The organism is Saccharopolyspora tripterygii, assembly GCF_054778355.1.
The window spans coordinates 389,925-405,397 of sequence record NZ_BAAGZP010000008.1 but is presented as its reverse complement, the minus strand read 5'-3'; the positions used below and the strand labels follow the sequence as shown (position 1 = coordinate 405,397).

The following is a 15,473-nucleotide window of genomic DNA, read 5'->3' as shown; positions in this document are numbered from 1 at the left end:
CCACGTCTCCACCTTACGTGCTGGGCGCAGCGGAAGGCACCCGCCTTCACAGCGGTCGGTCCCGGCACCCATCGGGTACCGGGACCGGCGCTCGCGGTGATCAGTTGCCGCTGGTCTTGGGGGTGGTCGACTTCTTGGCGGTGGTCGCCTTCGGGGTGGTCGGCTTGGCCGCCGGGGTGGCCTTGGCCGCAGCGGGCTTCGGCTCGACGGGCTTCGTCGCAGCGGGCTTCGCCTCGGCGGGCTCGGTCTCCGCAGGCTGCGGGGCAACCTTGGCCTCGGCCGGCTTCGCCGCGGGCTCGGCCGGGGTCGACTGGGCGGTGCCCGAAGCCTCGGCCTCCTCCTTGGTGAAGGTCCGGGTGACCCGGCCCAGCACGTCGTCGGCAAGTCCGCGCACGTCGCCGACGGTGTTCTCGACCCGGCCCTGAGCGGTGCCCACCTGCTCGCGGACCTTCTTCACCTGCGAGGTGTCCTGCAGCTTCTTGAAGGTCTCCTCACCGTGCTCGGTGAGCTGGTCGTAGAGCTTGCGGGCCGATTCGCCGTAGGTCTCCAGCTGCTTGCGGACCTCGGACGGGTCCAGCTTGGCCTTGAACTCGGTGAAGTCCTTCGGCAGCTCGGAGCGGGCGGACTCGGTGCGCTCGTTGACCTGCGTGCGGAACTTGTTCACCGCGTCGAGCACGGCCTGAGCAGCCAGGTCACCGGCGCCCAGGGCCGCCAGCAGCGGGGTGCGCGCCTGGTCGACGCCGTCCTTGAAGGCCTTGTTCACGTCGTCGGTCTTGGGGAAAGCCGGCATCGCGGTTCACTCCTCGGGTTGGTGGGTGTTCCCGTCGGTGTCCCCGCCCTCCGCGGCGTCCTGCTCGCGCCGGAACGAGGAGTAGATGTCCAGAAGCACTTGTTTCTGCCGCTCGTTGAGCTCCGGGTCGGCGAGGACCGCGTCGACCACGGGCCCTGACTCGCGGCTTTCCAGGATCCCGGCCTGCACGTAGAGCGCCTCGGCGGAGATCCGCAGACCCTTGGCGATCTGCTGCAGGATCTCCGCGCTCGGCTTGCGCAGGCCGCGTTCGACCTGGCTCAGATACGGGTTGGACACTCCGGCGAGCTTCGCCAGCTGCCGCAACGAGATCTGCGCGTTGTTGCGTTGGGTCCGGATGTAGCTCCCGAGGTCGCTGACCGCTTGGTTCACAGCTTTGGGGACGGCTTTGTCCATCCGCTCCATCGGGCACCTCTCCGGATCAAGACCCACGATAACGCCGAGTGCTAACTATTGCAAGCACGCAGCTAACACCCTGCACCCACTCCGCGAACAACCTACTGACATGCGCACATGCAGAAGGGGTGACCTTCCGGATCGGCGTAGACGCGGAACTTCGCGTTCAGCTGATCAGCCGGCTGCGGCAACTGGACGGCGCCCGCCGCCAGCGCCCGCTCGTGCCCCTCGTCGAGGGTGGACACCCGGACGTCGAGGTGCGCCATCTGCGGAACCTCCTGGCTCGGCCAGCTGGAGGGCCGGTGGTCCGGGACCAGCTGGAAGGCCAGCGGCGCCCCGCCCGACGGATCGGCGAGCTCCACCCAGTGATCCTCGGACTCCGGCTCGTCGATCTCCCAGCCGAGCAAGCGCCCGTAGAACTCGGCGAGCCGGCGCGGGTCGGTGCAATCGATCGCGTACGCGGCGAGCTTCAGCGCGGTCATCTGCTTCCCTCTCTAACCTGTGAATCAGTGACGACGGTTACTAACCGTCAAGAGGCAGAATGCTGGTTAGCGGGGTCGGCCGCAACCCCCTACTGGCTTACGATGGTGTCCGTGAACAGCAGAGCTGTCGCTCCGGAAGTGGACCGCGCGCCCGTGCTGGAGGCGGTCGGACTCGACTTCGACCACGACATCGAGCTAGTCCTGGCCTTCCTCAACACCTGTGACGCGGAGAAGGGCACCGAAGTCCTCGACGATCACGCCGACTGGCAGCGGTGGTGCACCGAACGCGGAATGGTCGTGGTTCCCGAGGTCGAAGCCGCCCGCGAGATGCGCGACACGATGCGCTCGGCGGTGTCCTGCGGGGTGCGCCCCGCGGACTTCGCGAACACGACGTGGCCGGTGCAGGTCCAGCTGCGCAACGGCGTCCCATCGCTGGTCGGCGTGGACGCGCTCGGCAGCGTTCTGGTGGCCGCCGCGCGCCTGGTGCACACCGAGCACTGGGATCGGATCAAGATCTGCCCGGCCGAGGACTGCCTGTGGGCGTTCTACGACCGCTCCCGCAACCGATCCCGCACCTGGTGCTCGATGCGCGTCTGCGGCAACAGGGAGAAGGCCCGCTCCTGGCGCGAGAGGCACACCACGGCTTAGCCGCGCTCCGGGCGCCGGTGGCGGAACCTCAGAACAGCAGCTCCGAGATCGTGTAGATCGCCAGGCCGGCCAGGGCGCCGACCACGGTGCCGTTGATGCGGATGAACTGCAGGTCGCGACCGACCTGGAGCTCGATCTTGCGCGAGGTGTCCTGGGCGTCCCAGCGCTCCACGGTGTCGGTGATCAGCGTCGTCAGCTCGTCCCGGTAGTTCGCCACGACGTAGGTCGCAGCTCCCTCCAGCCAGCCGTCGACCTTGGCTCGCAGCTCGGGTTCGGTGTGCAGCCGGGCGCCGAGCGAGCGGAGACCGTCCCTGACCCGCACGCGCAGCTCGCTTGAGGGGTCTTCGGCGGCGTTGAGCAGCATCTTCTTCGCGGTGCCCCAGGCCGAGGACACCAGGTTCTGCACCTCGGGGTGCTCCAGCACCTGGTGCTTGATCTGCTCGGCCCTGGCCATCGTCTTCTCGTCGTGCTGCAGGTCCTCGGCGAACTCGACGAGGAAGCGGTCCACGGCCTGCCGCATCGGGTGCTCGGAGTCGGTCCGCACCGCCCAGGCGAAGGAGAGCACCTCGGCGTAGATCTTGTCCGCGAGCATCGCGTCGACGAACTTCGGCGACCAGGACGGAGCCCGCTGGCTGACCACCCGCAGCACGGTCTCGTGGTTGTCGCGCACCCAGTCGTAGGCGCGGTCGCAGACCAGGTCGACCAGCTTGTGGTGCGAACCGTCGCTGAACACCTGGCCCAGGATGCGACCCAGCGGCGGCCCCCACTGCTGGTCGACGAGCTTGCGGACCACGCCGTGCTCGATGATGGCCTGCACGTCGTCGTCGCGGAGCACCTGCACGGCACCGCGCACCGCCGTGGCCAGCTCGGAGGTGACCCGCTCTGCGTGATCGTCGTCGTCGAGCCACAGCCCGATCCGACGGCTGATCTCCGCGCTGCGCAGCTTGTCCCGCACCACGTCCTCGGCGAGGAAGTTGGTGCCGACGAAGTCGCCGAGGCTGCGGCCGATGGTGTCCTTGCGGGTCGGGATGATCGCGGTGTGCGGGATCGGCAACCCCAGCGGGCGGCGGAACAGCGCGGTCACCGCGAACCAGTCGGCCAGCGCGCCGACCATTCCCGCCTCGGCAGCGGCCCGGACGTAGCCGACCCAGGCGCCGGCCCCGGCGTTCTCCTGCCAGCGGGCGAAGAAGTAGACCACGACCGCCACCAGCAGGAATCCGGTGGCAACGGCCTTCATCCGCCGAAGACTCCGGCGCTTTTCCGTGTCGGGAACCGATGTGGGGTGCACGCATCGATTGTTGCAGCGTTTTCGGACGAACCGGGGCGAACGCGGAGGCGTGGCCTTCCTCATAGCACCCGGCTCCGGGGTCAGCGCCACCCCCGAGGCCCGTGAGGCGGGAACAAAACGCTGGTCACGGGCCTCGTTCGATGCATTAGGCTCCGCAGGCGTGCGCACTCCTGCTCTGACCTCCCGCCTCCGGCCCTTCACCTCCACGATCTTCGCGGAGATCACCGAGCTGGCCCGCCGCACCGGCGCGGTCAACCTCGGCCAGGGATTTCCCGACACCGACGGCCCGGAGAGCATGCTGCGCGTCGCGCAGGAGGCCATCGCCAACGGCGTGAACCAGTACCCGCCCGGCGCGGGTGAGCCCGAGCTGCGCGCGGCCATCAGCGAGCACCGCGCCACCCGATACGGCATCGAGCACTCCCCGGAGGACCAGGTGCTGGTCACCGTCGGAGCCACCGAGGCGCTGACGGCGACGATGATCGCGCTGGTCGAGCCCGGTGACGAGGTAGTGCTCATCGAGCCCTACTACGACTCGTACCCGGTCGCGGTGGCCATGGCCGGTGGGGTCCGCAAGACCGTCGGTCTCCGCCAGGGGCCCGATCACCGGTTCGAGCTCGACCTCGACCAGCTGCGGTCGGTCGTCGGCCCGCAGACCCGCGCGCTGGTGCTCAACTCACCGCACAACCCGACCGGAACCGTGTTCACCGACGACGAGCTGGCCGCGATCGCCGAGGTCTGCCGGGACAACGACGTCGTCGCGGTCACCGACGAGGTCTACGAGCACCTGCTCTTCGACGGCCGCGAGCACCACCCGCTGGCCGGACTTCCCGGCATGGCCGAGCGGACCGTGTCGATCTCCAGCGTCGGCAAGAGCTTCAGCGCCACCGGCTGGAAGATCGGCTGGGTGTGCGGCCCGGCCGAGCTGGTCGGAGCCGTGCGCGCCGCCAAGCAGTTCATGACCTTCGTCGGCGGCGCACCGTTCCAGCCGGCCGTCGCGCACGCGCTGCGCACCGAGCTGACCTGGGTGGACCAGCTCCGCTCCGATCTGCAGGGCAAGCGGGACCGGCTGTCGCAGGGCCTCACCGAAGCCGGGTTCGACGTGCTCGACAGCGAGGGCACCTACTTCATCTGCGCCGACGTGCGACCGCTCGGATTCACCGATGGCGCCGAGTTCTGCCGCTCGCTGCCGGAGCGCGCCGGGGTCGCGGCCATCCCGGTTCAGGTGTTCTGCGACAACCCCGACGACTTCAGGCACCTGGTGCGCTTCGCGTTCTGCAAGAAGGACGAGGTCCTCGACGAGGGCATCCGCCGCCTGCACAAGCTGCGGTAGTCGTTCACCCACCTCCGTAGCCGATGCAGATGAACCCGGTTTCGCCGTGCCGCGCTTGGGCTTCCGCGAGCGCGGCCGCCGGTGGCAGGCCCTCGTCGAGCGCGTCGTGCAGCGCCAGCATGACCGCCGCGGTCCGCTCGTCGGGGACCGGGACGACGCTCGCGATCACCGTCGCCGTTCCGCGGTCCAGCAGGGTCGCGGTCAGCCCGCTGAGCTGATCGCCCTTGCTGATCGCGGACTTCCCGACGTCGCAGGCCGAGAGCACGACCGTGGTGGGGCTGCGGCGCAAGCCGTCGAGGTCGTGCGCGTAGAGCGGCCCGTCGTCGAGGTCTAGGCACGACAGCAGCGGCTGGCCGTCGCGGAAGTGGCCGTGTGCGGCCAGGTGCGCGACCCGGGCACCGTCCAGTTCGGACAGGACGAGATCGGTTCGCGCCTCCTCCCCGGTGAGCGACCTCCCGCCGTGACGCCGCTGCAGCGCGGCGACCTCGGATTCGGCGTGGTCGAGATGCGGGCCCGCCACCCACACCCTGGACCCGGCCGGATCGGCGGCGCGAGCACGCGCCGCGCCGCCCAGCCAGCAGCGGATCGACGGGCTGACCGTGACCGCGGTGCCCCGGCACGCGGGCAGCACGGCCCACGGCAGCAGGTGCAGCCGACCGGTGGGCACCACGACGAGTTCACGTCCCCGCCCGAGCGCGGGCAGCACCGGCGCCAGCAGCTGCGCCTGGAGCTCGGCGGCCGCCAGCTCGACGCCGTGCTCGAACATCGGTGCCGCTCGTGAGGCGACGCCGCAGGCCTGCCGTGCGAGCAGGTGCCGGAGCCGGACCGCCTGGCTCTCCGCGGCGGCTTCCGGGCCGAGCACATGCAGCTCGACCTCACCGTCCACGATGGACACCGCGAACAGCCTGCCCCGCTCCGAGAACAGGCTCAGCAGCACGGCGTCGCCGAGCTCCGCGCTGATCTCGGCGAGCTCAGCGGGTGCGCGCAGCCGATCCGTGCGGCCCTCCACGAGGACCGCCTGGTGCCGCACCCGTTCTTCGAGCTCGGCAACGCTTCTCATCGCGCTCTCCGGGTCCTCCGCACGCTGCGCGTCGAGCACCGCGCCGCGCAGCCGGACCAGGGCGGCGTTGAGCCTCGGATCCGATGGCGGGCGCAGCGCCCGCCGATGCAGTGCGCCGGCCCGGGACCGCTCGGTCCAGCGCAGCACCAGCTGCGGGTCACCGATGCGCAACGCGGCGCGCAACGCGACCTCGCCGAGTTCGTCGATCAACCCGAGCGCGTGCACCCGCAGCTCGAACGGGGCCATGCCCTCGGCCTGACCGTCGATGGCTTCGAGCCCGGAGCGGCACGCCCGCAGCAGCCGCGAGGTGCTGCCCTCCTGTTCGGCCAGCAACGCCTCGGCCAGCCATCCCAGAGCTCGCAGCTGCGGTGGCATGGTGCTCTCGCGGAGCCGGGTGCACCGCCCGAGAAGCCTGCGCGCCACCGAGTTCAGGCCCGCCAGCTGAGCTGTCCGCCCGGCCGCGAGGCGGAGCTCGGCGGCGGTGGCACGCCACCCGAACTCCTCGCAGGCGGTGGCCGCCCGGCGAGCCGCCGTCAGCGCGTAGCGGGTGTTGTGCCCGGAGGCCAGCTTGGCCTGCCACATGATCGCCGAGGCCAGAGCCGCCCACGCCGGGCGCTTCTGGCCCCGGAACAAGCGTCGCGCCGCGCCCGCCGCCTCGGCCGCCGCGGCCGGATCGCCGTCCCGCAGCGCGCACCCGGCCAGCGCCAGCCGGGTTTCGGCGAGCCTGCCCTGACGCCCGGTGGCGGCCAGCCGCTGCGCGGCCTGCTCCATGACCGCGCGGGCCTGCCGGGTCAGCCCGGCCGCGGCGAGCGCTTCGCCCCGGTCGACGAGAGCCTCCGGATTCGCGGTGCCGTCGAGACCGGCGTCCGCCGCCTGCTCGAAGAGCCGCAGCGCCAGGGGCAGATCGCCCGCCCGGAACGCCACGCAGCCCCGGTTGTGGGTGCAGCCCGCTGCGCGCATCCCCCGGCCGTCGGCGGCGAAGATCCGCTCGGCGGCGGCCAGGTCCTGCTCGGCCTCGGTCAACCGGTTGGTGTAGAGGTTGGCCAGACCGCGACCGAGCAGCGCGTTGGCGCTCCAGTGCCGATCTCCTCCGAGGTGCACCAGCGCGCTGGTCAAGCGGATTCGCGCGTCGCGGTGATGACCGCGCTGGCAGTGCAGCAGTCCGCGCAAGCAGGTCGCCCGCGGCCGGTCTTCGGCGGGCAGGTGCGGTTCGGCGGCGGCGAGGTTGGCCCAGCTCGCACCGGTCGCCCCGCGTTCCAGCTCGATCCACGCCAAGGTCAGCTGGAGCTGCGCCGCCCGCTTCGACCACCCGCCGCGGTGGGCGGTGGAGAGCCCGAGCCGCACGTGCCCGCGGGCCTCGTCGACCTGTCCGAGCTCGACCGCCGCGAGCGCGGCGATGTGCCGGGCGAGCACCCGCAGCTCGCCTTCCGGGGCCGCGCCCGACAGCAACCGCTCGGCCTCGGCGAGCGCGGCCCTCGGTGTTGCCGTCGCCTCGTCGCGCCAGCGCAGCGCTGCTGCGATGGCGCGCGGCGGTGCCACCGCCGTCGCGGCGCTCAACAGACCAGCCAATCGGCGATGGCGGCCTCGGCCCGCTCGGGGCGGAAGCCGACGCTCAGCGGCCCGCGCGGCACCTCGGTCACCTCGAACGCGCCGTGCCGGTCCAGTTCGCCGATGCGCTCACCGTCCGGGTGGCGCAGCACGACCTCGCCGGTCGGCGTCGCCTGACCGGCCCGGTTGAGCACCAACCCGGACACCGTGATCAGACCGGCTGCCGTGGGCACCAGGTCCATTTCCAGCACCCGTCCGGGCATCGCGAACGTCAGCACCCGAGGCTGCGGACTTCCGCACCGCACTCCGACGAGTTCGTCCGCGGAATCGCCGACGAGCTTGAGCTCTCCTCGGTCTCGGCCGGTCGCCCGCAGAGCGACCGCCGCGTAGGAGCCGGCCAGCACCCGTTCCGGGACCGGGTCCTGGGTCTGGAACATCTCCCGCAACCGGCGCAGTTCCGCCGGGATCGACTGCTTCATCCCGCCACCTCCTCGGGCAGATCGGTGCCCACGAGCCGCCTGCGCAGCTCGGCCAGGCACCGGCCCTTCTTCGGGCCGATCGTTCCTCTGGGTATTCCCAACGCCTCGCTGACCTGGGCGTAGCTCGCTTCCGGCGTGACCGCCAAGACCCGCAGGAGCTGCTGGCAGCGCTGCGGAAGAGCGCCGAAGGCCTTCGCCAGACGCGTGCCGGACACCATGCGCAGCGCCAGCTTCTCGGCGGCTTCGGAGTGCTCGGCCGCCCCCAGGTGGTCGGTGTCGAGCCCGACCGGTGCTTCTCGCGCGCGGGCGCGGCGCAGCCGGATCGCCTCGCGCCGCGCGGTGGTGACCAGCCACCCGGGCAGCGCCCCGGGGTGCCGGAGCCGCTCGATGTTCTCCGCCAGCGACAGCCAGGTCGCCTGGCAGACGTCTTCGGCGTCGGCGGTGGTGCCGGCGAACGCCCGCGAGACACCCCAGATCACCGGCGTGTACAGGTCCACCAGTTCCCGCCACGCCTGTTCGTCCCCTGACGCCGCCCGATTCAGCAGCGCCGCAGCCGGACCGGCTTCCCCGACCTCGTACACGTCCAGCACCTCCGGAGCTCGGTGATCTCTCTTCCTTCCCACCGAGTAAGAGGACGAAGGGGGCCGCAAAGATTCAATTGGCGCCGGATACCGCACGATCGGGTAAAGCTGATCACTCCGCGGCGACGGGCTCCGGCAACGCCGTCGCGTACGGGTAGAAGTGCTCGACGTGGTCGCGGGCCCGCGCGGGATCCCGGTCCGCCTGCAGGGCGGTGGCGATCACCGCGGCCACCCGGGGAGCGGCGAAGGACGTCCCGCTCCAGCGCGCGTAGCCGTAGCGGCGACCGCCGCCGGGGGTCAAGCGGACGAAGCTGCTGCGCACGTCGACGCCGGGTGCCGCGGCGTCGACCCAGTCGCCGGTGTTGGAGAAGGGCGCGATCTTGCCGTCGGCACCGGTGGCGGCCACCGCCAGGACGTCGGGCGCGGCGGCCGGCCAGAAGGGCCTGGTGCTGCCGTGGTTCCCGGCGGCCGCCACGACCACGGCCGGGGACATCGCTTCCAGCGCGGCGGTCAGCACGTCCGGGCAGCGGTCGTCGACCGTCCGGCACCCGGAGGTCAGCACCACCACGTCGACCGGTTCGCCGCGGCGCTGGGCCGCGCGGCGCAGGGCGCGCAGCCCGGAGGCGACGGTGTAGTCGTCGGTGAAGCCCAGCGAGGACAGCACCCGGCGCGGTCTGACGATCGCACCCGGGGCGTGCTGCAGGACGACGCCGCTGACGAACGTGCCGTGCCCCGCTTGCCGGTCCTGGCCGGAGTCGTCATCGGCGTCCAGCTCTTCCGGAACCGCCTCGAATCCGGACCGTCCGGCGAACCAGGGATGGGGATCGCAACCGGTGTCGAGCACGCCGACGAAAATCCGCGGTTCCCATTCAACCCAGGGCGGCTCAGCAACCGGACGGGTGAATTCCGCTTCCTTTCCGGTGCCGAACATCACCGGTGTTCCGAACATGACCGGACTGCCGACGTGAACGTTGTTCACCGACACTCCCGCGCCTTCCCTCGCCAGATCGACGCAGTGGTCGCGTTCCGCATCGCGGAGCCGAATTCGGGCGAGCAACAAGCCCTCGTCGTGGTGCACCCGATCAATCCACCTGCGATACCGGTCGAGAACGGGGTCCAACGAATTCGCCGGGGCGAGCAACTCACCTCGCCTGACCAGGCATTCACCATTCCCGCCTGGATCGTGCAACAACATCTCGTGGCCGTAGGAGGCCCAGATGCGATGAAGGTCTTCGAGACCCAGTCGTTCCTGAATGTGTTCCTGATCCACAGCGGACACTCTGCATCTTTCGGGCCAAGTCCACAGCGGACGAGACTCCTTCGAGGAAAGGGGACTACCCCTTCCGACAACATTTGGCCCCTTCCGGAGTCCCCCGAATGCATGGAGAATGCTGGCCCAACTGTCGTGATCGTCGCTCCAGGTGGTCCGAAATCGCCCCCTGGAGTGGTTGAATGTCAGCCGGAGGCGCCGTTCGCGGCGCAATCGTTGCCCCACCGCGCCGAGCAGCGCGGACTGGACCGAATTGGCGGTGGTGACCGTGAAGGGAATTCGCGCAATGCGCGGTCCCCGTTCGCGCACCGCCGCGTTCCTCGTCCGGACATCCGTCTTCAGCTTCCTGTGCCTGGGCATGATGGTCGGTGGCGCGACGGCGGCCTCCGCCGCCGAGCACGCGCACGCCGACAAGCCGAGCACCTCGCAGTCCGCTTCCGCGCACGCGTCGAGCAAGCCGGGCAACGGCCCGAAGGCGACGGGATCTGACTCCGCCGGATCGGCCGAGCCCGCGGCGAAGGCCTCCGAATCGAAGGCCACCAAGACCAGCGGCGATTCCACCGGGAGCAGCAAGTCCCGGAAACCGGTCCAGCCCGAGAAGCCCGAGAAGGCCAAGCCGACCGAGGTCGAGAAGACCGAACCGGCGACTCCCGTGGTGCCCGCTCCCGCCGAGCCCGCCGTTCAGGCTCCGGCGAAACCCGAGACCGGCGACAACGCGTCGGCCCAGGGGCAGTCGAGCTCCGCGTCGAATGCGAGCTCGGCCTCGAACGGCAACTCCTCGTCGAACGCGAACTCCGCTTCCGAGAACGATTCCTCATCGAACGGCAACGCGTCCGAAGGCAAGTCCGCGTCCCAGGGCAAGCCCGGTGCAGCTGCGAAGGCAGGCCAGCCGCGCTACCCCCATCCCCAGGCCATCGCCCAGGCCCAGCCGGACGACGCGGCCCCCGCCCTGTTCAGCGGGCCGACGACACGTCATTCGGCGAAGGCGACGGGCACCCGCACCGCCCAAGGCGACGCGCAGCCGCGAGCGCCCGACGACGGGCGAGCGCCGGACGCCGAACCGCCGGGCGGCACGAGTCCCGCTGCGCCGTCTCCCTGCTCACCGCCGGCGAGCTCGCTGACCGCGGCGAGCGTCGGCGGCATCGGAGGCCTGCGCAACGCGCACGCGATCCTGCCCAGCACACCTGATCTCTCGGACAGCGCGGCCATCTTCGTGGCTCAGCGCGACATCGGTCCGGACATCGACACCCGATCGACCGAAACCACCGCATCGCCTGACTAATCATGGCAGGCCGAGCTGCGTCGAACGGCTTCTGCGGCGACGCTTGTGCCAACACACCCGATGAACTCCGATCCGGACGTCTGCGCCCGACCGGATCGGACCGGGGCGCCACCAGCCCGACCGGCAGCGTCGCTGTGAACAATCGCTGATCAAGCGTTTCTGACCTGCTGGTTCTCGGGACTGGGCCCTGGCCCCGGTGCCGCAATTGCCCCTGCGGCACCGGGGTGGCGCCCTTTGAGTCGAACCGTCCGTCGGCACGTCGAGGGGCCGTGCCGACGGACGGCCGGCAACTTCTCCTGGGTGGACATCCGTGCGGCATCCGCACGGGATCTCGCACGGATCCCACCTGGCGCGGGCCTGAAGTTCTCTACGAGGGGTGTGAGCTTCAGGCGATCGGAATGGTGAGCGGGTTCGGTGCCGGCCCAGGCCGCACCGAACCCGCTGCCGCAGCCAGCCGCTGGATGGCGTCGACCAGCCGCTCTCCCGGCAGTGTGTAGGGGACCCGGATCCAGCGTTCGAGGGAGCCGTTGACCGAGAAGCGCGCGCCCGGCGCCAGCCGAACCGCGTGCGACTCGGCCGCGACGGCCAGCCTGCTGGCGATGGGGGCGCCGACGTCGCACCACAGCGACAGCCCGCCGTCGGGCATCCGGAAGCGCCACTCCGGCAGGTGCTCCCGCAACGCCGCGGCCAGGACGTTTAGCCGTTCCCGGGTTTCCGCCCGTCTCCGGGCGAGCAGCGGTTCGGCGTCGTCGAGCAGTTCGGCGAGCAGCAGCTGTTCGAGCACCGGTGTTCCCAGGTCCGTGGCCGCGCGCCCGAGGATCAGCCGCTGCACGAACTCCTCGCTCGCCCGGACCCAGCCGAGACGCAGTCCGCCCCAGAACGACTTGCCCGCCGAACCGATCGTGATGGCGCGTTCGGTGAAGCTCGCCATCGGCGGCGGTGGCTCCTGGCCGGTGAGGTCGATGTCGATCAGCGTCTCGTCGATGACCGCGTTGGTGCAGTTGCGGGCCAGCGCGGTCGCCAGCCGCGACCGGCCCTCGGCGTCGAGCCGCACGCCGGTGGGGTTGTGAAAGTCGGGGATCAGGTAGGCGAGCCGCGGTGAGGTCTGGCGCAGCGTCGCGGTGAGCAGCTCCAGGTCCCAGCCCTCGCCGGTCATCGGCACGGCGACCGGCATCACGCCGTGGCCGCGCAGCGCTTCGAGGGCGTTGGGGTAGGTGGGGTGCTCGACGAGCACCCGCTCGCCGGGAGCGACCAGAGTGCGCAGGACCAGGGCGAACGCGTGCTGCGCACCGTTGGTGACCAGGATCTGCTCGGGGTTGGTGGGCACGCCTCGCGCGGTGTAGCGCTCGGCGATGCGAGCGCGCAGCGAGGGGAGCCCGTGCGGCTGGTAGCCGTGATCGCCGAGCTGCTCGACGAGCCGCACCTGCGCGCGCTCGACGGCCGCGCGCAGCTCGGGCGGGGCCGCGGGCGTGGCCTGGGCGAGGTTGATCACCGCCGGGTCGCCGGACGGGAACCACCCGCCGTGCATCTCGTTGTCCCGCCGCGAGTCCGGCAGCGTCACCCACGACCCGGCTCCTCGACGGCTGGCCGCGAAGTCGTCCTCGCGCAACCTCTCCAGAGCCCGCGCGACCAGGGTCCGGCTCACGTCGAGTGCGGCGGCGAGCTCTCGCTCCGCGGGCAGCCTGGTTCCGGGTGGGAGTCGTCCGTCGAGCACCAGCTGACGCACGCTCTCGGCCAGCAGCTGCGAAGAGGGCCGAGACCCGCCGCGCCACGCTCCGAGCAGGTCGACGAGCTTGTGCGCGTGGATGTGGGCGCCGGGCGTCGGCAACATGGGAGTCCACATTAGCGTAATTGGATATCGAGATGAAGTCCAATATGACGGTAGGAAGGTGTCATGGCCTCAGCACCGGTCCACGTGGATCTCTCACCGCTGTCGATGCGCGTCCGCCCGCTGGCTCGTTTCCCGCAGCTCGTCGGCGGTCTCCTGCTCTACGGCGCGAGCCTGGCGCTGATGGTGCGCGCCGATCTCGGCCTGTCGCCGTGGAGCGTGCTCGACCAGGGCATCTCCGAGCGGTTCGGGGTGAGCATGGGGGTGGCGAACGCGCTGGTCGGCGTCGCGCTGCTGCTCGCCTGGCTGCCGCTGCGCCAGCCTCCGGGCGTGGGCACCGTCGCCAACGTGGCGCTCATCGGGATCGCCGTCGACGCGACCCTCGCCCTGCTGTCCCCGGTGGAGGGTCTGGCTCTGCGGGTTCCGCTGCTGGTCGCCGGGGTCGTGCTCAACGCGCTGGCGACCGCGATCTACGTCGGCGCCCGCCTCGGCCCGGGACCGCGCGACGGGTTGATGACCGGACTGCACGCGCGCACCGGCGGCTCGGTGCGTCTGGTGCGGACGTCCATCGAGGTCTGCGTCCTGGCGGTGGGCTGGTCGCTCGGCGGCACCGCGGGCCTGGGGACCGTCCTCTACGCCGTGGCGATCGGCCCACTCACACAAGGAGGCCTGCGGTTCACCGCCGTGCGAGTGAAAAAAGATCTCTGCCCCTAGAGACATCTCGGATACCACGCAGTAGCATTGACGCCGTCCACCTGACCCCCAGGGGTGGACCTTGACACCCCCGCACTCCCGGTAACCCCCAGGCCGGTTGAGCGCGGGGGTGTCTTACGTCCGGGTCCGGTTGATCGTGGACGGTTGCCCTGAAGCTATCCCGGAACACCGACAACAACCGCGATGAGTTCCCGGGGCGCTGCCGGTCTACCTCTCCAGCCGTCCTGGGAGGAGCGGAGATGAGCGCGCGAGAACCGTTGATGGGGCCCGAGTTGATCGGGTTGCTGGAGCGCGGCTTCGACGCCACGGCCTCGGTGCTGGAAGCGGTGCCGGAGCACCAGTGGGGTGCTCCGAGCCCGTGCGAGGCGTGGAGCACGGGTCAGATCGCCGGGCATCTCGTCGGCGGACTGGTCTACTTCGGTCAGGCCGCCGACGGGCAGGCCCCGGAGCTGCCGACCGACGAACCTCGTCCGACCGGAGCCGGGGTGGCGGGAGAGTTCGACGATGCCGCGCGGTTCGACCTCGCGGTCTTCAGCCGCACCGGCGTGCTCGACCAGCAGCACGACTTCGCGTTCGGCCCGACGCCGGGCTGGGTCATCGCGAACATCGCGTTGTCCGAATCCCTGCTCCACGGCTGGGACCTGGCTCGCGCCGTCGGTGCGCCCTACGCGCCCGGCGACGACCTGGCCGACGCCGTGATGCGATTCCAGGCCCAGGCCGGCGAGGAGCAGCTGCGTTCCGAGGGCATGTTCGGCCCGGCCGAGCCGGAACCGCCGAACGCGACCCCCTTCGAAGCGCTGCTGGCCTTCACCGGGCGCCAGCCGTGATCACAACCGGCGATCAGGGCTGAACCGGGCGCGACCGTCGGGGTGGCGTGGCAGGATTTCGCAGGTGAGCAGGTCATCGGGCGGTGCGGCGCGGTTGCGGGACCTGGCGTTGCTGCGGCGGGTCCGGGACCGGATCGACCGCGAGCACGCGCAGCCGCTGGACGTCGAGGCGCTGGCCCGCGGGGTGAACATGTCCGCAGGTCACCTCAGCAGGCGGTTCCGGGCCGCCTACGGCGAGTCCGTCTACGCCTACCTGATGACGCGTCGGATCGAGCGCGCGATGGCGCTGCTCCGGCGCGGCGACCTGAGCGTCACCGAGGTCTGCTTCGAGGTGGGCTGCTCGTCGCTGGGCACGTTCAGCACCCGGTTCACCGAACTCGTCGGCGTGTCGCCGAGCGCGTACCGCCGGGAAGCCGCCGGGACGGTGGCGCTCGCTCCGTGCCTGGCCAAGCAGGTCACCAGACCGGTCAGGAATCGAGAAGCACCCGGCGCGAGCAGCTCCTAGCGTGATGGCCATGGACATCAGCATCAACGCGAGCTTCCTCCCGCAGGACGACCCGGAGGCCGCCCTCGCCTTCTACCGCGACCTGCTCGGCTTCGAACTCCGCAAGGACGTCGGCTACAACGGGCTGCGCTGGCTGACCGTCGGCCCGCCCGGGCAGCCCGGCACCTCGATCGTGCTGCACCCGCCGGCGATCGACCCGGGCATCACCGAGGACGAGAGGCAGATGATCGGCGAGATGATGGCCAAGGGGACCTACGCTGGGATCCTGCTGGCCACGCCCGATCTCACGGCCACGTTCGACGTGCTGCAGGCCGGCGACGTCGAGATCGTCCAGGAACCGACCGACCAGCCCTACGGGATCCGCGACTGCGCCGTCCGCGATCCCGCCGGGAACATGATCAGAATCCAGGAAGCGCAGTGAACGGAG

16 protein-coding genes are annotated in these 15,473 nt (G+C 70.9%); 7 read left to right on the top strand and 9 right to left on the bottom strand.

The genetic code is table 11. The annotated features are described in order from the left end of the window. Positions 1-100: 100 nt before the first annotated feature. From ACYVF3_RS07380 to ACYVF3_RS07370, 3 genes are all read right to left on the bottom strand, one after another. Positions 101-790 (bottom strand): hypothetical protein, encoded by a 690-nt coding sequence (locus ACYVF3_RS07380; RefSeq protein WP_461153432.1) that lies wholly within the window; start codon positions 788-790, stop codon positions 101-103. Positions 791-796: 6 nt separating this feature from the next. After that, on the bottom strand, positions 797-1,213 hold the full coding sequence (locus ACYVF3_RS07375; protein ID WP_461153431.1) for a helix-turn-helix domain-containing protein: 417 nt from the start codon (positions 1,211-1,213) through the stop codon (positions 797-799). Positions 1,214-1,305: 92 nt separating this feature from the next. Continuing rightward, positions 1,306-1,686, bottom strand: coding sequence for a VOC family protein (locus tag ACYVF3_RS07370; protein WP_461153430.1), 381 nt, complete (start codon positions 1,684-1,686; stop codon positions 1,306-1,308). Positions 1,687-1,788: 102 nt separating this feature from the next. Between ACYVF3_RS07370 and ACYVF3_RS07365 the strand changes: the two genes are divergently transcribed. After that, on the top strand, positions 1,789-2,334 hold the full coding sequence (locus ACYVF3_RS07365; RefSeq protein ID WP_461153429.1) for a CGNR zinc finger domain-containing protein: 546 nt from the start codon (positions 1,789-1,791) through the stop codon (positions 2,332-2,334). A 28-nt stretch (positions 2,335-2,362) separates the two neighbouring features. On the opposite strand, the gene ACYVF3_RS07360 is transcribed toward ACYVF3_RS07365, so the two are convergent. Next, on the bottom strand, positions 2,363-3,571 hold the full coding sequence (locus ACYVF3_RS07360; protein ID WP_461153428.1) for a DUF445 domain-containing protein: 1,209 nt from the start codon (positions 3,569-3,571) through the stop codon (positions 2,363-2,365). Positions 3,572-3,782: 211 nt separating this feature from the next. Here ACYVF3_RS07360 and ACYVF3_RS07355 point away from each other — a divergent pair, with 211 nt between their 5' ends. Next, positions 3,783-4,952, top strand: a complete 1,170-nt coding sequence (locus ACYVF3_RS07355; protein WP_461153427.1) for a pyridoxal phosphate-dependent aminotransferase — start codon at positions 3,783-3,785, stop codon at positions 4,950-4,952. 4 nt (positions 4,953-4,956) lie between these two features. Here ACYVF3_RS07355 and ACYVF3_RS07350 read toward each other — a convergent pair whose 3' ends face one another. The 4 genes from ACYVF3_RS07350 to ACYVF3_RS07335 all read right to left on the bottom strand — a co-directional run bounded on the left by ACYVF3_RS07350 (position 4,957) and on the right by ACYVF3_RS07335 (position 9,599). Further along, the gene (locus ACYVF3_RS07350; protein WP_461153426.1) at positions 4,957-7,569 is read right to left on the bottom strand and encodes a CHAT domain-containing protein; all 2,613 of its coding nucleotides are present in this window, start codon (positions 7,567-7,569) and stop codon (positions 4,957-4,959) included. Then, positions 7,566-8,039 (bottom strand): hypothetical protein, encoded by a 474-nt coding sequence (locus tag ACYVF3_RS07345; RefSeq protein ID WP_461153425.1) that lies wholly within the window; start codon positions 8,037-8,039, stop codon positions 7,566-7,568. Before ACYVF3_RS07345 ends, ACYVF3_RS07350 begins: the two co-directional genes overlap by 4 nt. Then, entirely contained in the window at positions 8,036-8,620 is a 585-nt protein-coding gene (locus ACYVF3_RS07340) for an RNA polymerase sigma factor (protein WP_461153424.1), read from the bottom strand. Before ACYVF3_RS07340 ends, ACYVF3_RS07345 begins: the two co-directional genes overlap by 4 nt. A gap of 112 nt (positions 8,621-8,732) precedes the next feature. Further along, entirely contained in the window at positions 8,733-9,599 is an 867-nt protein-coding gene (locus ACYVF3_RS07335; RefSeq protein ID WP_461153423.1) for a S8 family peptidase, read from the bottom strand. A gap of 577 nt (positions 9,600-10,176) precedes the next feature. Between ACYVF3_RS07335 and ACYVF3_RS07330 the strand changes: the two genes are divergently transcribed. Continuing rightward, a complete protein-coding gene (locus ACYVF3_RS07330; RefSeq protein WP_461153422.1) occupies positions 10,177-11,172 on the top strand; it encodes a hypothetical protein in 996 nt (331 codons plus the stop codon). 385 nt (positions 11,173-11,557) lie between these two features. Here ACYVF3_RS07330 and yczR read toward each other — a convergent pair whose 3' ends face one another. Next, positions 11,558-13,003 (bottom strand): MocR-like transcription factor YczR, encoded by a 1,446-nt coding sequence (gene yczR / locus ACYVF3_RS07325; RefSeq protein ID WP_461153421.1) that lies wholly within the window; start codon positions 13,001-13,003, stop codon positions 11,558-11,560. 63 nt (positions 13,004-13,066) lie between these two features. Here yczR and yczE point away from each other — a divergent pair, with 63 nt between their 5' ends. From yczE to ACYVF3_RS07305, 4 genes are all read left to right on the top strand, one after another. Then, positions 13,067-13,714, top strand: coding sequence for a membrane protein YczE (gene yczE, locus ACYVF3_RS07320; RefSeq protein ID WP_461153420.1), 648 nt, complete (start codon positions 13,067-13,069; stop codon positions 13,712-13,714). 239 nt (positions 13,715-13,953) lie between these two features. Then, on the top strand, positions 13,954-14,541 hold the full coding sequence (locus tag ACYVF3_RS07315) for a TIGR03086 family metal-binding protein (RefSeq protein WP_461153419.1): 588 nt from the start codon (positions 13,954-13,956) through the stop codon (positions 14,539-14,541). A 64-nt stretch (positions 14,542-14,605) separates the two neighbouring features. After that, a complete protein-coding gene (locus tag ACYVF3_RS07310) occupies positions 14,606-15,046 on the top strand; it encodes a helix-turn-helix transcriptional regulator (protein ID WP_461153418.1) in 441 nt (146 codons plus the stop codon). A gap of 10 nt (positions 15,047-15,056) precedes the next feature. Further along, positions 15,057-15,467, top strand: a complete 411-nt coding sequence (locus tag ACYVF3_RS07305; RefSeq protein ID WP_461153417.1) for a VOC family protein — start codon at positions 15,057-15,059, stop codon at positions 15,465-15,467. Positions 15,468-15,473: the final 6 nt, after the last annotated feature.

What these genes read in the sequence shown, in the direction of transcription:
- ACYVF3_RS07380 (WP_461153432.1), bottom strand. Translation starts at nt 790, where the DNA reads ATGCCGGCTTTCCCCAAGACCGACGACGTGAACAAGGCCTTCAAGGAC.
- ACYVF3_RS07375 (WP_461153431.1), bottom strand. Translation starts at nt 1,213, where the DNA reads ATGGAGCGGATGGACAAAGCCGTCCCCAAAGCTGTGAACCAAGCGGTC.
- ACYVF3_RS07370 (WP_461153430.1), bottom strand. Translation starts at nt 1,686, where the DNA reads ATGACCGCGCTGAAGCTCGCCGCGTACGCGATCGATTGCACCGACCCG.
- ACYVF3_RS07365 (WP_461153429.1), top strand. Translation starts at nt 1,789, where the DNA reads ATGGTGTCCGTGAACAGCAGAGCTGTCGCTCCGGAAGTGGACCGCGCG.
- ACYVF3_RS07360 (WP_461153428.1), bottom strand. Translation starts at nt 3,571, where the DNA reads ATGAAGGCCGTTGCCACCGGATTCCTGCTGGTGGCGGTCGTGGTCTAC.
- ACYVF3_RS07345 (WP_461153425.1), bottom strand. Translation starts at nt 8,039, where the DNA reads ATGAAGCAGTCGATCCCGGCGGAACTGCGCCGGTTGCGGGAGATGTTC.
- ACYVF3_RS07330 (WP_461153422.1), top strand. Translation starts at nt 10,177, where the DNA reads ATGCGCGGTCCCCGTTCGCGCACCGCCGCGTTCCTCGTCCGGACATCC.
- yczR (WP_461153421.1), bottom strand. Translation starts at nt 13,003, where the DNA reads ATGTTGCCGACGCCCGGCGCCCACATCCACGCGCACAAGCTCGTCGAC.
- yczE (WP_461153420.1), top strand. Translation starts at nt 13,067, where the DNA reads ATGGCCTCAGCACCGGTCCACGTGGATCTCTCACCGCTGTCGATGCGC.
- ACYVF3_RS07315 (WP_461153419.1), top strand. Translation starts at nt 13,954, where the DNA reads ATGAGCGCGCGAGAACCGTTGATGGGGCCCGAGTTGATCGGGTTGCTG.
- ACYVF3_RS07305 (WP_461153417.1), top strand. Translation starts at nt 15,057, where the DNA reads ATGGACATCAGCATCAACGCGAGCTTCCTCCCGCAGGACGACCCGGAG.